This is a genomic window from Atopococcus tabaci DSM 17538 (assembly GCF_000429585.1).
GTDB classification, from domain to species: domain Bacteria; phylum Bacillota; class Bacilli; order Lactobacillales; family Carnobacteriaceae_A; genus Atopococcus; species Atopococcus tabaci.
The window spans coordinates 1-17,184 of record NZ_AUCD01000052.1; the positions used below are offsets into that span (position 1 = coordinate 1).

Sequence of the window (17,184 nt, forward strand, 5' to 3'; positions counted from 1 at the left end):
TAAAAAGATGGAAAAATCCACGTACTAAGATTAGCAGATTAATGCGTTTAGGTCTAGATATGGACAGTGCTAAACGCATTGGTTACTCTAGAAAGAAATACTGGAGACTGTCAAAAACACCTGAAGTTCATTGGGTGCTTACAACGAAAAGACTCTACCGGTGGAACGTAGTTTCACTACGAGACCTGGCAGAGTCTGCTTACTTAAGATATTGAACCGCCGTATACGGAACCGTACGTACGGTGGTGTGAGAGGACGATAAATGAATGAATCATTTATCTCCTACTCGATTGTCCGCAGAATTGAAACGGAGTCTTTTTTGTCCAACTCCGCAACAGATACTCTTACTTGTTCTTTTTTTGAAGTGGGCACGTTCTTCCCGATAAAATCGGCGCGAATCGGCAGTTCCCGGTGGCCTCTGTCCACCAAAGCCGCAACCATGATTCGTTTTGGCCGTCCGACGTCCATTACCGCATCCATCGCTGCCCGGATAGTCCGGCCTGTATAGATGACGTCGTCCACCAAAATCACAATTTTGTTTTCAACTTCTTCGGGTAAGTCTGCACCTTTAAATTCAGGCTCGAAGGCCTCCCCGGAATCATGGCGGTCATCGCGGTAGAGCGTGATGTCCACTGTACCGTAAGCAACTTTTTCTCCTTCGATTTCCTCAATGCGCTGCGCAATCCGTTGGGCAATGTATTCCCCACGGGTTTTGATACCGACAAGCAACACATCCTTAACCCCTTTGTTGCGTTCGATGATCTCATAAGAGATACGTGTCAATGCCCGTTTCATCGCCGCAGAATCGACAACTTCCACTTCGTGCATTCTTTTTCCTCCTTCTATCTTTACGTATTGGAAACTCCTCTTAACTCATCCAATTGTTTTTGGAAAACTTCGGGTATTGGTGCTTCAAAAACCAGTTCCTCTCCGGTTCTTGGATGAGTGAACCCCAATAACTTGGCATGCAGGAACTGCCCGTTTCCTTTTAGCGTTTTTCGTGGTCCGTACATCGGGTCCTCGGCAACGGGATGTCCGATGTAATTCATGTGTACCCGGATTTGGTGTGTACGTCCTGTTTCCAATTCTAAAGAAACCAACGTATAGTCTTTGAACCGCTCCAACACGGTGAAATGAGTGACAGACGGTTTTCCTCCTTCTGTCACAGCGAATTTTTTCCGATCCGTTTTGTCTCTTCCGATTGGTCCATCAATGGTTCCTCGTTTGTGGGGAATCACACCATGAACCAAAGCCACGTATTCTCTACGTGACGTTTTGTTGGCCAATTGTTCTGCCAATTTTTCATGTGCAAAATCGTTTTTGGCAATCATCAGCAGTCCCGATGTGTCTTTGTCAATCCGGTGGACGATTCCCGGGCGAATCGTGCCGTTGATGCCGGACAAATCGTCCATGTGATGCAGCAATGCATTCACCAATGTACCGCTTGTGTGTCCAAACGAAGGGTGCACCACCATGCCTTGAGGTTTGTTTATGACGGCAACATCCCTGTCCTCATAAACAATTTCCAAAGGCAGGTCTTCTGCAACTGCGTCCAACGGAACCGGATCGGGCTCCACTACTTCGATTTCGTCTTGGGATTGCACTTTATAGTTAGGTTTGACGACTTTGTCATTCACGGTGACATTCTCTTCTTTGATCCAAAGTTGTATTTGGGAACGAGACACTTCCGGCATGAGCTCCGTCAAGACTTTGTCGATCCGTCCGGTCTCGTTTTCAATTGTAAAATAATAAGTGGTACTCATAGGTTAAGCTTCAGTCCTTTTTCGGTTGTTTTTGAGTTTTTTCTTCTTCAAAGAAGAAAATGTATACAATCATCAACAGAACCCCCACCGTCAAGGCGGCGTCGGCGATATTGAAGATTGGAAAGTCAATGAATTCCAGTCGAATCATGTCGATAACATACTGATGAGCAAGGCGGTCGATGAAGTTTCCGAGAGCTCCTCCCAAAACAAAAGCGAGTGAGACGGCAAACAGTTTGCTTTCGTGTCCATATTTATGCAAATTGTAGATGATGCCTGCCACAACGATGACCGTCACCACATAAAAAAAGATCATCCGACCTTCTAAAATGCTCCAGGCGGCGCCGGTATTTTGGATGTACGTCAACGAAAACATATCTGGAACAACAGGAATGATGTCGTGTAGTTCAATATTTTGAACAGTCAGATATTTAGTGAGTTGGTCCACTAAAACAATAACGGCGGCCAGTAAATAATAACTAAACATAGGTTACTCCTCTACAAAGAATCAAACGATCCAATAATTGTACTCTTATATATTTTACAGTAATTCTTGAAAGAATCATAGAGAGAGTTTTCTCTCCTGCTGTCCTTCGTTTTTCTGCCCCACCACAGATTTTTTCTTGTAAAGGTGTGTTTTGTTTTAGTGTACCGGTTTATTTTGTTATACTAAACAAAGCTTATATTTAAGCAATTTGTTAATAAAGGAGAAAATCATGAGAGAAACATCCCGTTACATATTATTAGGCATCGGCTCGGGAGTGCTACTGCTGGGTGGATGTGCTGATCGAGCGGAACAAGTCTCCGCTGTCTCTGAATCCATTGACACACAAACTTCTGAGGTCGTATCCCAACTCAACACGTTGATTCAAACGGAAACAGACCTGCAGCCGGCTTTCGAATCAACACTGGCTGAAGACGAAGATTTGAGTTCTTTAAGCGATGGTTCTTCTGAGGTGTTTGCGAATATTGATACAAGAAAAGAAACACTACAAACGATTGAAGAGCAATCCGATAACTTGAGTGAACACTATCGTGCGTTGACGGAAGAAGAGAACCAAGAACTTCCAGAAGCGGAATTGAACGCGGTCGTGGCTTCGTTGGAAAAAGCCGCTGAATCGCTTCAAGACTTTACTGCCCACTATGCTTCTGCTTTGGAAAACCAAACGCACTTTTTTGAGTCCTTGGCTGGCGAAGATGCTTCTTATGAAACGATGGCCAATGGAATTGAGGCCATTTCCGATGAAGACGAAACATCCAAACAACAGCTGCTGAATTTGGATGAGACGTTGAGTGATCTGCAAGAAGCCAATACGGCTCTGATGTTTACTTTGAAGGAACAAACAAATTCTAATTAAGAAAGGAGCATTTGCTTGAAACGAATCGTATTATTTTCCGCCCTCTTCTCTACCTTTATTCTGGCGGGATGCCAAGCGGGAGAAACTTCTTTAGGCGCTACTGAAGAAACAGATACTGCCTCTCAAGTAATGGTGGACACAACACAAGACTCCACCGCTGCTGTGGAAGAAGAAACTATCGAAGAAGAACGTGTTGCGTATACGCATGAAGTGAACTCCGCGACATTTACCATCGACCCGATAGAAGAAGACGGCGAAACCAAAGTCGCCCTTTTGACCTTTGACGATGCCCCTGACGGCAATGCTGTTCAAATTGCCGAGACGCTGCACGAACTTGGCGCCCCAGCCATCTTCTTCGTTAACGGCATGTATTTGGAATCCGAAGAAGGAAAAGAAGATTTACAAACGATTTATGATATGGGATTTGAAATTGGGAATCATACATACACCCACCCTGTCTTGACACAAATCAGCGAAGAAGAGCAACATGAAGAAATTGTTCGCACCAATGATGTGGTGGAAGAAATCGTTGGTGTCCGCCCACGTTTCTTCCGCGCCCCTCATGGAGTGAATTCTGATTATTCCCGTCAAATCGCCGAAGAAGAAGGTATGGTTTTGATGAATTGGACATACGGCTATGATTGGGAACCGGATTACCAGGACCCCGAAGCATTGGCCGATATCATGCTCAACACGCCTTACTTGAATGACGGCGCCAATCTGTTGATGCACGACCGTACGTGGACGCGTGATGCCGTGGCAGACATCACAACAGGCTTGGAGGAAAAAGGCTATACATTGATTGATCCAAAACTAATTTACAGTCCCGAAAGAGAGGTATCCGCTGAATGAACGTGAACAGAAAAATGATTGCCGGCTTGACCGTTGCAGTGGGCGCTCTCAGCCTTTCTCCGGTCTCAGTGTCTGCAGAAGAAACACCAGAAACGAACTTGCTGCAAGTGAACACCGAACCTATTTTATCGATCCCTGAAGAGTTTCCAAAACAGTTCGTCTACGACAGCGGAGTCGAGATTGCTTATCCGGAAGACGGCGTCAAAGGAATTTATGTGACCGGGAATTCAGCCGGTGGCGGACGTATGGAACAGTTGGTTGAATTGACGAATAACACAGACTTGAATGCTATGGTCATCGACGTGAAAGACGACTTCGGAGATTTGACGATGGAGTTGCAATCCGAGAACGAAGTTGTCCAAAAATACACCAAAAATTATGTTGAGCCGGAAGAAATGATGGCGACACTCGAAGAAAATCAAATTTATCCGATCGCCCGCGTGGTTGTCTTCAAAGATTCCCGATTGGCACAGGAACGGCCTGAGTTGTCGTTTACCCATGATGACGGAAGTGTCTGGGCAAATGGACGCGGTGAAAATTTTGTCAATCCATTCTCCAAAGAGGTTTGGGAATACAACGTCGACATCGCAAAACAAGCCGCCAAAATGGGATTCAAAGAGATTCAATTCGATTATGTCCGCTTCCCGGAAGGCTTTGAACACCATTCCAAAACGCTCAACTATACCCGTGGAGACTATGAAACGGGTGATTTAGACGATGTCCAGCAGCGGGTACAAGCCGTGACGGATTTTGTGGCTTACGCCCGACAGGAATTGCAACCGTATGGCGTGGACGTATCTGTTGACATTTTCGGCTATTCCGCCACCCTTCCGGAAGCTCCCGGTATCGGCCAAAACTTCTCAAAAATCTCTGAGAATGTGGATGTGATTTCTTCGATGATTTACCCAAGCCATTGGGGGAACGGCTATTTCGACATTCCAAAACCAGATTTGGAACCTTACCGTCTGGTCGATGAGTACATGAAAGTTGAAAATGAAGTGCTCGCAAATTTGGAAAAACCTCCAACTTCCCGTCCATGGCTTCAAGACTTTACCGCTTCCTACTTAGGCGCGGGAAATTATATGGTTTACGATGCCGCAGCTGTTGAAGCACAAATCAAAGCATTGAATGACAATGGCGTAAATGAATTCCTCCTATGGGATGCAGCCAACACCTACACAACCGGTGTGGATTACACGCCAAACGATTAGTCTTCTCAAAAAAAGAACCACTCCTTACGTAAAAAGGAGTGGTTCTTTTGCGCCTGGAATATTATTGCACAGGTACAATTTGGGTGGTGTCCAACAAAACAAGGTAACTTTCTTTGACCGGTTTGGCCAGGATATTCTCCAATGCTGCTCGATACAAATTCACTTGTCCCCTGTATTTGTCCAGCATGACCTCTGCGGCTCGTTCCCCAAATCTTTCCACTCGGTCGGTTTTGTAATCAAACAGGACCAAACCGTCTTCCTCTTCAATATATCCATCCACAATCCCGTGAATCAAGATCTTGTCGTCTCCCTCCGATTCCATTCCTTCGAATATCAACGAAGCATTCATCATCAAAGAAAATGGAACTTCCCGTTGGACGGATTGAACGTTTTGAATGATCCGTTCCGCCAGATCGGTATTGAAGAAGCGGAGAAGTTTATCCTTATCCACACGGGAAGCGACGTCTTCCTTCAGTGTCCCCTCTTCCACCATTTGCTGGACTAGTGCGTCCAACGAAGCGGAGTTCGGTTTTTCCGACAAATCCAGTGACTGCAGGATAAGGTGAGCGGCCATCCCGATTTCAGCCGGAGTTGGAACTGTTAACTCGCTGATGAAAGACGGGCGTTCCAGTTCGTCTTGCACATACCGGTTCTGGCCCCTGGGAGTCGTGACGTCCAATTTGACCAAATTGTTTTCATCCGGGTCTTCAAACAAGCGTTTGATTTCTGAAACGGATTGGTAACTGGTCGTTTGTGTCGCCGCTTGGTACGTATACTGGATATTCATCTTCTCAATGGCTTTCTTGACAGCATCGATGGTTTCTTGGTTGGTTTTCAACGGGGTCTGTTTAGTCCGAAATTCCTCATACCATTCTTCTCCTTCAAGTGAACGGAGTTTGATTGCTGTTTCTTCCACTTCTTTTTTCGTTATGAAGTGAATGGAAAAACGTGCAGCATGGTTCTTGACTTCGGAATTATGACTGTCAGGAAACTGCGTTTGTCCGCTGTCCGGATGCCGCACTAAGCTCATACCGATCCAATCCATCATGCTCCGGGCATTCAACCTCAAGTCTCCGGGCAGAATCGTCGGCTGATGACCGGAGACGAGTCCCCATCTCTGCCATGCTTCGTCTTGATTCTTATAGCTGCCGACCAAGAAAAGCTTTTGTTCGGCTCGGGTGAGCGCCACGTACAGCACTCGCATCTCTTCAGAAAGCAATTTGTTTTTCTTTTCTGTTTTCAGTGCCTGTTGCGGCAAGGTAGGGACAGAAAGGCGTTTGTCGAGGTTTTTGTACTCCGCCCCAACACCGTAATTTTCATCCAATATATACGGTTGTCTCAAATTTTGTTGGTTGAACTGCTTGCTCATGTCCATAACAAAGACCACCGGAAATTCCAAGCCTTTGCTGGCATGAATCGTCATGACGCGGACGGCGTCTTCCCATTCTGCCATCCCTGCAGGTTCCGCCAAGTCTTTGTCTTTTTTCTGCATGCGTTCAATAAATCGGATGAATTGGAACAACCCTTTGAACGTTGTTTTTTCGTAATTTGCTGCACGCTCGTACAAAGCGTGCAAGTTGGCTTTTCGCTGCTTTCCGGAACTCATGCCGCTGACATACTCCATAATTCCGGTTTCGCGGTAAATCAGCCAAATCAAATCGACCAGTCTCATTCTTCTCGCCTGCTCGCGCCATCGTTCCAATTGCTGTAAAAAGTGGTCCACTTTGTTGAACAGACGCTGTTCTCTCACGATGGTCGATTCGGTTTTCAAGTAACCTCTCCAATACGTGATCAACGCATCGTAAAAATCGGATGTTTTATTGGCAATCCGAATGGCCGCCAAGTCGTTTTCATCCAGTCCCACTATCGGCGAACGCAACACGGCCGCCAAAGGGATGTCTTGGTGAGGGTTATCGATCACTTTCAGAAGGGACATCACGATGGTTACTTCTGTGGTCTGGAAGTAATTTTGTGTGTCTTTTACAGATGTCGGAATACCTAGCTGGCTGAAGATATCTTGGATGGCCAGATTGTTTTTCTTTGTCGGTGTCAACAATACGATATCGCTGTACTTGATCGGCCTTTTTTCATCTGCTTTTTTGTCGTACACCTGAAACCCGTTTTGGCGCAATTCCAAAATTTTCTCAGCCGTCATGGTGAGTTCGCCTTTTGTTTTGGAATCAATTTGAAAATCCGAAGACAACTCTTCTTCGTTTTCTTCCGTGTCCTCTTCTTCTTTTTCGAAAATCAACACTTCTGTTTCATAGCCTGGTTCGTCAGGAAAGTTCTGGAACCCGAGAACCAATTTTGCAGCTTCGTCGTATGCCAGCTGCCCCACTTCTTTGTCCATCAACTGCCGGAAAATAAGGTTGGTAAAGTCCAGCACTTCTTTCCGGGAACGGAAATTCTCAGACAGCACAATCCGCTGTCCACCGTCTCCTTCTGCATAGCGTGCGTACTTCTCCAAAAACAAACCAGGGTCTGCCAGACGGAAAGCATAGATGGACTGTTTGACGTCTCCGACCATAAACAAGTTTCCTTTGTCGTCCTGAGGCTGTGTCAACCACCGTAAAATTTGTTCCTGGAGCCGGTTGATGTCTTGGTACTCATCCACCATCACTTCGTTGAACTGTCTCCTGTAAAAATCGGACGCTTCACTTGCATGCCACCGTCCGTCTTCATTGATGGCAAGAATCCGCAATGTATAGTGCTCCAAATCGTTGAAGTCCAGCAATTTCCGTGATTGTTTGTAATCTTGATACGCCTGGGTGAAGCGCTTCGTGACCCGGGCCATCTCCTGTACCAGTTCGCCCACTTCTCCCATCATATCGACCTGTTGCTGAGGAGAAACCAAGAAATATTCCTGCAGCAACCGTTTGTGTCCGTCTCTGGCTTTGTCACGAAAGACTTTCATTTCTTTCGCGGCTTCTTTTACTTCTTCAGGGGTGGTTTTCTTTCTCGGCGCACTCCATCTTGCGAAAGCCATCGCTTGGATTTGCCGGTGCGCGCTTTCCAATTGATTGTGCGAAACGGCGTCCCGGATGGACTGATAAGCTGCCCGCTCTTCCTCCAACAGTTTGTTCAGCTTGTCAAGTTCTTCTTCTCCTTCGCCCATTTTATGAGCGGTGTCGACCAATTCAATACATGTATCCAAAATCTGCAGCAACTGAGGACGGATCAATTTCTCGTACAACGGGCTGGAAGCGAGCGTATTGTCTTTCACTTGATACAAAGATGCCAAAGAGTCCAGCCAACGATCAGGGTCGGGATTGGCGCGCGAGAATTCATGCAGAGAAAAAATCATTTCAGACAACCGATCGTCATTCCGGTCATTGGAATAGGTGGCAGCCAGTTTTTTGAACAGCGTGCCTTCTTCCCCGTATAGTTCTTCCCTGACTTCATCCCACACTTCTTCTTTAATCAGCAGCACTTCCGTCTCATCAGCCAACAGCCGGAACACCGGATCTAAGTCAATCAAATAGTAGAAGCGGCGGATGACCTTCAAGCAAAACGAATGCAGCGTGCTGATGTCTGCGTGTCCCAACAACGGCAGCTGCCGCACTAAATGACGGCGCTGGTCGCTTTCGGGTTCGTTGTTGATGCTTTTTTGAATGGCTGTTTGAATCCGTTCTTTCATTTCCCGTGCAGCGGCATTTGTGTACGTCACAACGAGCAATTCATCGATGCTGACTCCGGCCTTGATTTTTTCAATAACCCTCTCGACCAACACCGTTGTTTTTCCTGATCCGGCTGATGCGGAGACAAGGAGGTTTTCTCCTCCATCATGGATTGATTGCCATTGGCTGTCGGTGAAACGACTGCCTGGAGGTTTGATTGGCAGTGGTTGTCTCATTCCTCATCTTCCTCCTCATCTGTTTGTTCTGTTTCTACTTCTTCTTTCAGTTTATCGAACACTTCATTCATATCCATCTTCTTCATCGTGCGGTAGTTATTCTCTGGAAGCAGCACATCAAATTGCGAAATCGCCCGGTACGGCCCCCCTACCGAAGGGGTGAACTGTTTTTTCTCGTTGAAGGGTTCCAAGGTCGTTTCGCCGCGCAAAATACGGTTCCCGGCTTCAATGATTTTCTTCTTGTTGTATTCCAGCAGAAGATTTAATTGTTCTTTTGTCAGGAACTTTTTGGACGTGATGATGCCGTCTTTGTTTTTGTACAAAGGGTAAACCAAGGAATCTTCTTTTTCCTCCAATGAATGATCCAACCGGCCCACCAGTTCTTCTTCATTCAACAGAATGCCTTCCAGTTTGAATTTCTTCAGCAGCTCTTTGATGAGCGCTTCATCGTCGACGGCTTTGCCGGGACGCACAAACGGATTTTGAATATGGTAATAAAAGGCACCGGCCGGTTGAGCTTTCTTCCCAAGCAGTTGGTCGGAGTGCACCAATGCCGTTTCCAGGTAGGTCAACATCTGCATCGCCAATCCGTAAAAGAAATCGGTGAAGTTGATCTTTTTATCCCCCGACTTGTAGTCTACAACGCTCAGATACAAATCGTTTCCGACCTCCAAGGTGTCAATGCGGTCAATCTTTCCACGGACATGCAGCGTGCCGCCTTTTTGAAGCGGGAAAGAAAGACCCGGGATGCCGGTTTGAGAACCGATTCGGCCGAATAGCACTTCTGACTCTCGCGTCTGCATGCCGCTGCGGCCACTCTGCTGAGTCAACGCCCAAGCCATCTGTTTGATGGTGCGTGCCAACTGCTGGCGGATAAACCGCATGCGATTCGATACCGATAAAATGCTGTACTTTTCTTTGCTGTAAAGAGACTCCAGCACTTGATCCGTGATTTGTTGGATTTTGGACGGGTCCACCTCCCGCAGTGGGACATTTTGTTCCACTAAGGATTTGAACATTTGATCCAACGCGTCGTGGAAGAAGCTTCCCGTACCCGCGGGCGTCAGTTCCTGCTCCGGTCGTTCTTTCAGTCGCAGCCCGTATTCCAAGAAGTGGCTGTACGGATCCAGGTAAAAACTTTCCAGCTGAGATACAGACAAATAGAGCTCTTTTCCATACAATTGTTCTGATAATTCCGGCTCCAACCGTACAGGGATGTTTTTTCGGCTTAAACTGTACAAAATCCGATTGAACAGGAAGTTGTCTTTGTATTTGGAGGCGAAGTACTGGTAAAGCTGCAGCCAAAATTCGTGCGGCATCTGTTTTTGATCGATGCCTTCCCGCATCACGAGAATCAATTGGCTGAGGGTTTCTTGTGGGGCTCCGATAAAGGAAAACACTTCTTGGGCTGTCGGATCCTTTACCGAAATAACGTCTGCGGCTTTTTTCTGAATAGGCACATTCAAGCCGTCCGCAATACGTTGAATATAAGGAGACAGGTTGTTATCTCCATTATTGTCGTTTTTCTTTGGATAAGAAAAGTAAAGTTTTTCAGATGCGGCCATGAATGCCAGGTAAGCGGTGAACGGTTCCGAAGCCAGCTGAGCATCGGTTCCCGGACGCAAATATTTTTCCGGGTCCAACTGTGCATCGAAAAAGGCCCGGTCTTCGTCCGTCAATATAGAGTCGTTCTCCATACGAGACGGCAAATGGGTGTCGGTCATCCCCAGTATAAAGACCACTTTCGAGGTGCCGGAACGAACGCTCGTAAAATTAGAAAAGATCACTTGGTCGATGCTTGGAGGAACAATGCTGAAGGTGGCATTTTCGAACCCCGTTTCCAAAATGGTCAAGAAATGATCCAAGTCCCATTCTTCTTCTCCCAACACGTCGACAAATTCATCCAACAGCTGGATAAACGTCTGCCATACTTGCTCGTGTTCCCTGGCTGAGTCCAAGTCGCCTTCTTCAATCGCTTGATCCCGCCAAAACAACATTTGGTCATTGATGCCGTTTCGTTCAAGGAATTGATACAACACACGAGCCGCCTCCGCATTGCTTTTGGCGCGATCCAATTGATTGTAAAAAGTCCGCAACGTTCCCGAAAGGTATTCTTTCACACGGTTAGCAATTTCTTCTATGCGCTTGTCTTCATCGGTTTGCTCGCTCATCTCGTCCAGTTCAAAACTTGTGTAGGTCCAAGGCTCTCTTTGGGTCCATTGGTTTCCTTCGTACCCGTAAGCGAGGACCACATTTTCTGTCACATCTACCTGGTTTCGAAATTCCTGATTCTGACGTTGGTAAAATGCAATGCGTTCCGTCCGTTCGGCAGGCGGATTTTGCTCGGTCTGCGGAACCAACAGTTCCGTCCGGAGCAGCCGCATGATGTCGGGATACCGCCAGTTCCGTTTCCGGATCAACAGCAGGGCTTGAATAAATTCCACCAAGGGATGACCGGACATCGTGTCCGCCTGGTCCACAAAAAGAGGGATGTCGTTTCGTTCAAAGAGCGAATGGATGATCGGCGTATATTCTTCCATGTTTCGAGCCAAGACCAGAATGTCTTTGAAACGGGCCTTTCCGTCCGCAATCAAATCCCGTATGGCGGTCGCAGTGTGCATGACTTCCGCCTGCTTGTTTTCCGCCTCCCAAATTTGAATGCATCCGCCCATTTTCAACGGGTAGCCTTTCTGGGAGACGCTGGAGAACTGGCTGGTTTCCACCCAGAATCGTTCCAATTGGTCTAGTTCGCTGCAGTGGTCGCTTTGAATATCGGTCAACACTTTATCGAACAAGACGGGGATACCGTTCTCTCTGGCTGCTTGGTAGAGCCGGTAATACGTGTCCCCTGTCGTATAGAACAACTCATGCGACTCGGGTTTGGCATCCGTGTACTTTTTATCCAGCGTCAACGCAACCGTCACTTTTTTTGTTTGTTTCATCAATGCCAGTAACAGCTGCTGCTCCTGGGCATTGAATCGTTGGAAATGCTCGACAAACACATACGTGTGTGACATGTCGTTTTGATTGACTTTATTGATCAATGCCTCCATGATGTCTTCTCGTTCAATGTATTTGCCAATCAATGCATCCATGAAAGCTTGGTAAATCAATTGAATGTCCTGGATTTTCAGGCGCAGATTTTCTTCTCTGGGCGAGGCTTCGAGTTGGTTGTCCAAGTGAGACAAATCTTCCCAATCAATCTGCCCGCTCCGCAGTTCCATCAGTAATTCGGTGATTTTTGCGACAAATCCACTGTTGTGACTTTCTCCACGATAGATCGTCAACTCCTCTTCGATGTCCGCTAAAATACGGCGGACCAACATGGTCAATCCCGTCTCCGTCAACTGCGGATGATTAAAAACAGCGGAGTTTTGTAAAAAGTACCATGCCAATCGGCTGAAACTGAAGACTTGCAATTGAATCATGCCCATGAATTCACGGTCGTTGAAATAAGGGTGTTTGTGCAAATAATCCAACACGTTCATCTCAGATTCGAATTTGATATGGTCCGGGACCAAGTAAAAAATATTGCTGTCCGGATCGTTGTGCAAAATCTCAGCCACTTCGTCCAATAAAGTTTCTCTTTTCGGCGTATTCACTCGTCCAAGGACAAATTGTAAGCTCATAGTCCGTGCTCCTTCCTTTCAGGCTTCTGTGTCTTATTTTACCATATCTCCAGGCATTCGAAACCCATTTCCTCCAAATAAGGGAACAAACTTTCGCATAAAGAACCTTTTCAAACAAAAATCCCCTTTGAAGCGGCAAGAGCCAGCTCAAAGGGGGTAAATGAAATAGTTTAATTTTTTTCTGCTGTCAAGCGGGCGATTTCTACTATCACATCGGTTGCTCTTTGCATACTTTCCACGGAAACAAATTCATAGCGGCCGTGGAAGTTTTCGCCGCCTGCAAAAATGTTTGGTGTCGGCAATCCCATGAAGGAAATTTTCGACCCGTCTGTTCCGCCGCGGATCGGTTTGATGATCGGTTCGATATTCAAGTTTTCCATCGCTTTTTTCGCGACTTCCACCGGGCGCATGTCTTTTTCAATGACTTCACGCATGTTGTAGTACTGGTCTTTCAGAGTAAGGTGAATCCGCTCCATGCCCAATTCTTTGTTCATCGCGTCCGTGATACGCTGCATCGTCTCTTTGCGGTGTTCAAACAAGGTACGGTCGTGGTCGCGGATGATGTATTCCATTTCCGCTGCTTCTTCCGTGCCTCTCAGTCCATGAAGATGGTAGAACCCTTCCCGTCCTTCAGTGTGTTCCGGAGCGTCCAGCTCTGGAAGCTTTCGATCAAAGGCAAGCGCCAGCTTCAAGGCATTGACCATTTGATCTTTCGCTGTTCCCGGGTGGACGTTTTTTCCTTGAATTTTCAAGCGGGCGGATGCTGCGTTGAAGCTTTCATACTCCAATTCGCCTACCGGTCCACCATCCACCGTGTAGGCGAAGTCAGTTGCAAAATGTTGGACATCAAAGCGGTCTGCTCCGATTCCAATTTCTTCATCCGGTCCAAAACCGACACGGATTTTCCCGTGCTTGATGGAAGGATCGTTCAACATGATTTCCAAAGCGGTCATAATCTCTGCGATTCCTGACTTGTCATCCGATCCAAGTAGTGTGGTGCCGTCGGTTGTAATCAAGGTTTGACCGACGTACTTTTTCAGGTTCGGGAAGTCGGCAGGAGAAAGAATGATGTTTTCTTCTTCGTTTAAGACGATTGCTGAACCATCATAGTTTTCATGGATTTGCGGCTGCACATTCTCCGCGTTGAAGTCGGCCGTGTCCATGTGAGCGATAAAACCGATTGCCGGTACCTCTTTATCGATGTTTGATGGAAGTGTGGCTGTGACGTAGCCATTGTTGGTGTTGTATTCCACTTCTTCCAAGCCCATTTCGGTCAATTCATTCATCAGCATTTTTGCAAAATCCACCTGGCTTTGAGTGGTTGGGATGGTGGTGCTTGTCTCGTCGGAACGAGTTTCTGTTTGAACGTAGCGGATAAAACGCGGGACTAAATTTTCGTACATGGCAATTTTCCTCTCTCTTCAGCAGTTTTTATGTGTGTGATTGGTTCAGGAAAAGAAACGGAACGGTTCAGTGGATACTTCAGAAGGCAAGATTTCCACGTCCCATTCTTCTTCTTTCGCCCATTGGGTGAACAAGCGGGTCAAAGGTTCTTTGCAGATGCTTTCAATGTGGTGTCCTGGATCGACCACAGTCAGTCCGGCCGTCTGCATGTCATGGGCGGTGTGGTAATAAACATCCCCGGTGATATAGGCGTCCGCCCCTTTTTTTAGAGCGTCTGTATAATACTTGCCGCCGTCGCCGCCTAAAACAGCCACTCGGCGAATCATACGATCCTCTTCTTCACCGATGTAACGCAGACCATCCACATCAAATACTTGTTTCACTTTTTCTAGAAAAACTTGGAAAGGCATCGGTTCTGTCAGATTTCCGATGCGTCCCACACCGTATTGTTTTTGGTAATGATCAATTGTGTATAAATCAAACACCGGTTCTTCATAAGGGTGTGCCTCTTTCAATGCGTCTACCACATGCGGCACCTTATGTTCAGGGAGAATCATTTCAATTTTGACTTCTTCCACCGACTCCGGTTTGCCAACTTCCCCTTCTGACGGATGCGCCCCTTCTTGGGGGGTGAACCGGCCTAAACCTTCCAGTGTATAAGACACATCTTTATAATCGCCGACTTCCCCTGCTCCCGCATCATGAAGGGCACGTCGGACCGTTTCTTGACTGGTCACCGGTACGAAAACAGCGAGCTTTTTGTACGCTTCCGTATACGTAGGAGTGAGCACTTCCGTTTGTTCCAATCCGATGGCTTCTGCCAGCCAATCGTTCATCCCGTCTTCCGCCACATCCAAGTTGGTGTGTGCGGAATAAACTGTGATATCATGTTTCAACAAATCGGCGTACATCTGTATTTGAGGATCGTCCGTCATCAAGTTTTTTGCCGGACGGAATATCGGTGGATGGTGGGCAAAAATGAAATCAACCTTTTTTTCAATCGCCTCTTCCACCGTTTCAGGCCGAACATCCAAAGTGACGAGCATGCGCTGGACCGGCTGTTTTGCTGTCCCTACTGCAAGCCCAATCGGGTCGTTACCCATCGCTAAGTAAGGAGGAGCGAACGTTTCAAATCTCTGGATAAATGCTTCTCCAGTCAAAACAGTCATGAAATCATCCCTTTCGTTTCCTCAATGTGGCGTTTCAATTCATTGATTTTCTCTTCTTGAGGAGAGTTGGATTGAGCGAGTTGTTCAAGAATAAAAGTGGACTTTTCAAGTTCGTGGGTCCATTTCTTTTTAAATAACACCGTATGTTCTGTTGGAAGGTACACTCCGTATTTCAATTCTTTTTCGGTATAAGAAGGAGGAGTTTCGCTCTTTTCGGCCACAATAATTTCATACATCTTATCGTTTTCTTCGACCAATTCTTCCGCAACGATGGTGTAGCTGTTCGCCAAGAGCCATTTGCGAACGTTGTATTCTCCCACATTAGGCTGTAAAATTAATCGTTCGCGGCCGGTCAATCGTCCTTCTTCTCTCCCTCTTTCCAATATATCTGTGATTAAGACACCGCCCATACCGCATATAGAGACAGCGGTGATCTCGTCTTCAGGGCTCACAACTTCCAATCCATTTCCGTGCCGGACATCAATGGAGTCTTCCAATCCCTGAAGCCTTACTTGGCGTCGAGCTCGTTCCAAAGGCCCGGGAACAACTTCCCCTGCTACCGCAAACGAAACGACTCCTTCCTCTACCAAGGCACTGGGCAGATACGCATGATCGGATCCGATGTCTGCCAACCGGTCTCCTTTTCGAATATACTGGGCAACTCTGCTTAGTCGTTTAGATAATTTTCCTTCTTCCATCTGTTTCAATCCTTTGTATTAAAATATGCCTTTCATTCACTCAAGAAGAGAAACAGCCTGTGACAGGGCAAAGTCGGCATCCCCGCCACAAGCTGTTGAAGGTTGTATTTTCTTATTCTTCTTCTGTGTCTCCAATGACTTCAGGCTGAGGCATGTCTGTAGTGCCTTCAGTTTCCGCGCTGACAGGTTCTTCTTCAGATGGCGGTACAATGGATACAACAGTGTACTCCGCTTCTGTCAGGACTTCTGCTCCGCTTGGAACTTCAACATTTGCAACGGTGAGCGAATCACCGATGACCAAGTTGCTGACGTCAACGACGATTTCTGCAGGTGCTTCTGCCGGAGCGATTTCGATTTCCAATTCAGTCAACGATTGGTTGACGACACCTTCGTCGATTTCTTCTTCCCCAGACAACACTACAGGAATGGTCATGGCCACTTTTTCGCCTTTCTTAAAGGCAAGCAGGTCTGCGTGGTACGCATATGGTTTCAACGCTGCTTCTGCTTTTTCTTTTACGAAGACTTGGTATGTTTCTCCGCCTTCAACTTCTACATCAAAGACGCCGTTGGAACCTACTTCTCTCAACACGTCTTCAAAGTCTTTTTGATTCACTAGTACTGGAATGGTATCAACGTCTTTACCAAAGATAGCTGCTGGCATTTTACCTTCATGTCGTGCTTGTTTTGAAGCATTTGTTCCGGTCTTTGTCCGTTTTTGTGCTTGTATCTTCATATTCAGTCACCTTCCAAAATTTAATTGATGAAGGCACTTACTTTCCCTATATAAAAGGAAATTTAAGTGCTTACTAATTAAGTGTAACAGACATTTGAAGAAAGTGCCAGTAAGAAGGGGTTCTTTTGTGAATACAATCACTTTTCGTCTCTCATGGCAAGAATACGAAATCAATTTGTTGACCAAAAACAAAAAACACCAAATACCAACAGTCCTCTCAATCGGGTTCTATAATATTTGGTGTTGGTGAATCAAAATGATTCGCTGATACCTTTTTTGTATTTAAAATGCAAAAAGGTCAGTGAACCCCTATAATTAAGTTACCTTACAAAACGATAGGAGGATTCACATGACCCAACTTCATTTTACAAAAGAATTACTTGGAATGAAAGAGGAAAACATTCAGTTAGACAATCAGACAGTCACATATCACAAGAAACGCGGTGTAGAGCACATAGTCCTCCACGGAACGTTGACCTATCACCCTAACGGGTGCCCGACCTGCGGGGTGAAAAAT

At 46.4% G+C, this 17,184-nt stretch carries 12 protein-coding genes; 3 read left to right on the forward strand and 9 right to left on the reverse strand.

Going from position 1 to position 17,184, the window contains the following annotated elements:
- Nucleotides 1–282: 282 nt before the first annotated feature.
- The 3 genes from pyrR to lspA are packed head-to-tail and all read right to left on the reverse strand — an operon-like array spanning nt 283 to nt 2,247.
- Entirely contained in the window at nt 283–828 is a 546-nt protein-coding gene (gene pyrR, locus G470_RS0108210; protein WP_028274411.1) for a bifunctional pyr operon transcriptional regulator/uracil phosphoribosyltransferase PyrR, read from the reverse strand.
- Between the two features lie 20 nt (nt 829–848).
- Entirely contained in the window at nt 849–1,763 is a 915-nt protein-coding gene (locus G470_RS0108215; RefSeq protein WP_028274412.1) for an RluA family pseudouridine synthase, read from the reverse strand.
- A 10-nt stretch (nt 1,764–1,773) separates the two neighbouring features.
- A complete protein-coding gene (gene lspA, locus G470_RS0108220) occupies nt 1,774–2,247 on the reverse strand; it encodes a signal peptidase II (RefSeq protein ID WP_028274413.1) in 474 nt (157 codons plus the stop codon).
- Between the two features lie 229 nt (nt 2,248–2,476).
- Between lspA and G470_RS0108225 the strand changes: the two genes are divergently transcribed.
- The 3 genes from G470_RS0108225 to G470_RS0108235 are packed head-to-tail and all read left to right on the forward strand — an operon-like array spanning nt 2,477 to nt 5,181.
- Nucleotides 2,477–3,118 carry a YkyA family protein gene (locus tag G470_RS0108225; protein WP_028274414.1) on the forward strand — a complete coding sequence of 214 codons (642 nt, stop codon included), beginning with the start codon at nt 2,477–2,479 and terminating at the stop codon, nt 3,116–3,118.
- A gap of 15 nt (nt 3,119–3,133) precedes the next feature.
- Complete coding sequence (locus tag G470_RS0108230) at nt 3,134–3,970, forward strand: polysaccharide deacetylase family protein (RefSeq protein ID WP_028274415.1); 837 nt, start codon at nt 3,134–3,136, stop codon at nt 3,968–3,970.
- Nucleotides 3,967–5,181 (forward strand): putative glycoside hydrolase, encoded by a 1,215-nt coding sequence (locus G470_RS0108235; RefSeq protein ID WP_028274416.1) that lies wholly within the window; start codon nt 3,967–3,969, stop codon nt 5,179–5,181. The genes G470_RS0108230 and G470_RS0108235 overlap by 4 nt, the downstream gene beginning before the upstream one ends.
- Before the next feature lie 61 nt (nt 5,182–5,242).
- On the opposite strand, the gene addA is transcribed toward G470_RS0108235, so the two are convergent.
- The 6 genes from addA to G470_RS0108265 all read right to left on the reverse strand — a co-directional run bounded on the left by addA (nt 5,243) and on the right by G470_RS0108265 (nt 16,667).
- Nucleotides 5,243–9,034 (reverse strand): helicase-exonuclease AddAB subunit AddA, encoded by a 3,792-nt coding sequence (gene addA, locus G470_RS0108240; protein WP_028274417.1) that lies wholly within the window; start codon nt 9,032–9,034, stop codon nt 5,243–5,245.
- Nucleotides 9,031–12,663 carry a helicase-exonuclease AddAB subunit AddB gene (gene addB, locus G470_RS0108245; RefSeq protein WP_028274418.1) on the reverse strand — a complete coding sequence of 1,211 codons (3,633 nt, stop codon included), beginning with the start codon at nt 12,661–12,663 and terminating at the stop codon, nt 9,031–9,033. Before addB ends, addA begins: the two co-directional genes overlap by 4 nt.
- Before the next feature lie 170 nt (nt 12,664–12,833).
- Nucleotides 12,834–14,066 carry a peptidase T gene (pepT, locus tag G470_RS0108250; RefSeq protein ID WP_028274419.1) on the reverse strand — a complete coding sequence of 411 codons (1,233 nt, stop codon included), beginning with the start codon at nt 14,064–14,066 and terminating at the stop codon, nt 12,834–12,836.
- A gap of 45 nt (nt 14,067–14,111) precedes the next feature.
- Entirely contained in the window at nt 14,112–15,236 is a 1,125-nt protein-coding gene (locus tag G470_RS0108255; protein ID WP_028274420.1) for a Nif3-like dinuclear metal center hexameric protein, read from the reverse strand.
- Nucleotides 15,233–15,934 (reverse strand): tRNA (adenine(22)-N(1))-methyltransferase, encoded by a 702-nt coding sequence (locus G470_RS0108260; protein ID WP_028274421.1) that lies wholly within the window; start codon nt 15,932–15,934, stop codon nt 15,233–15,235. Before G470_RS0108260 ends, G470_RS0108255 begins: the two co-directional genes overlap by 4 nt.
- Nucleotides 15,935–16,046: 112 nt before the next feature.
- A complete protein-coding gene (locus G470_RS0108265; protein WP_028274422.1) occupies nt 16,047–16,667 on the reverse strand; it encodes a 50S ribosomal protein L25 in 621 nt (206 codons plus the stop codon).
- Nucleotides 16,668–17,184: the final 517 nt, after the last annotated feature.

Bases quoted from the DNA above. Each gene is read 5' to 3' on its own strand.
- pyrR (WP_028274411.1), bottom strand. From the start codon at position 828: ATGCACGAAGTGGAAGTTGTCGATTCTGCGGCGATGAAACGGGCATTG.
- G470_RS0108235 (WP_028274416.1), top strand. From the start codon at position 3,967: ATGAACGTGAACAGAAAAATGATTGCCGGCTTGACCGTTGCAGTGGGC.
- addB (WP_028274418.1), bottom strand. From the start codon at position 12,663: ATGAGCTTACAATTTGTCCTTGGACGAGTGAATACGCCGAAAAGAGAA.
- G470_RS0108255 (WP_028274420.1), bottom strand. From the start codon at position 15,236: ATGACTGTTTTGACTGGAGAAGCATTTATCCAGAGATTTGAAACGTTC.
- lspA (WP_028274413.1), bottom strand. From the start codon at position 2,247: ATGTTTAGTTATTATTTACTGGCCGCCGTTATTGTTTTAGTGGACCAA.
- G470_RS0108265 (WP_028274422.1), bottom strand. From the start codon at position 16,667: ATGAAGATACAAGCACAAAAACGGACAAAGACCGGAACAAATGCTTCA.
- G470_RS0108260 (WP_028274421.1), bottom strand. From the start codon at position 15,934: ATGGAAGAAGGAAAATTATCTAAACGACTAAGCAGAGTTGCCCAGTAT.
- addA (WP_028274417.1), bottom strand. From the start codon at position 9,034: ATGAGACAACCACTGCCAATCAAACCTCCAGGCAGTCGTTTCACCGAC.
- G470_RS0108215 (WP_028274412.1), bottom strand. From the start codon at position 1,763: ATGAGTACCACTTATTATTTTACAATTGAAAACGAGACCGGACGGATC.
- G470_RS0108225 (WP_028274414.1), top strand. From the start codon at position 2,477: ATGAGAGAAACATCCCGTTACATATTATTAGGCATCGGCTCGGGAGTG.
- pepT (WP_028274419.1), bottom strand. From the start codon at position 14,066: ATGTACGAAAATTTAGTCCCGCGTTTTATCCGCTACGTTCAAACAGAA.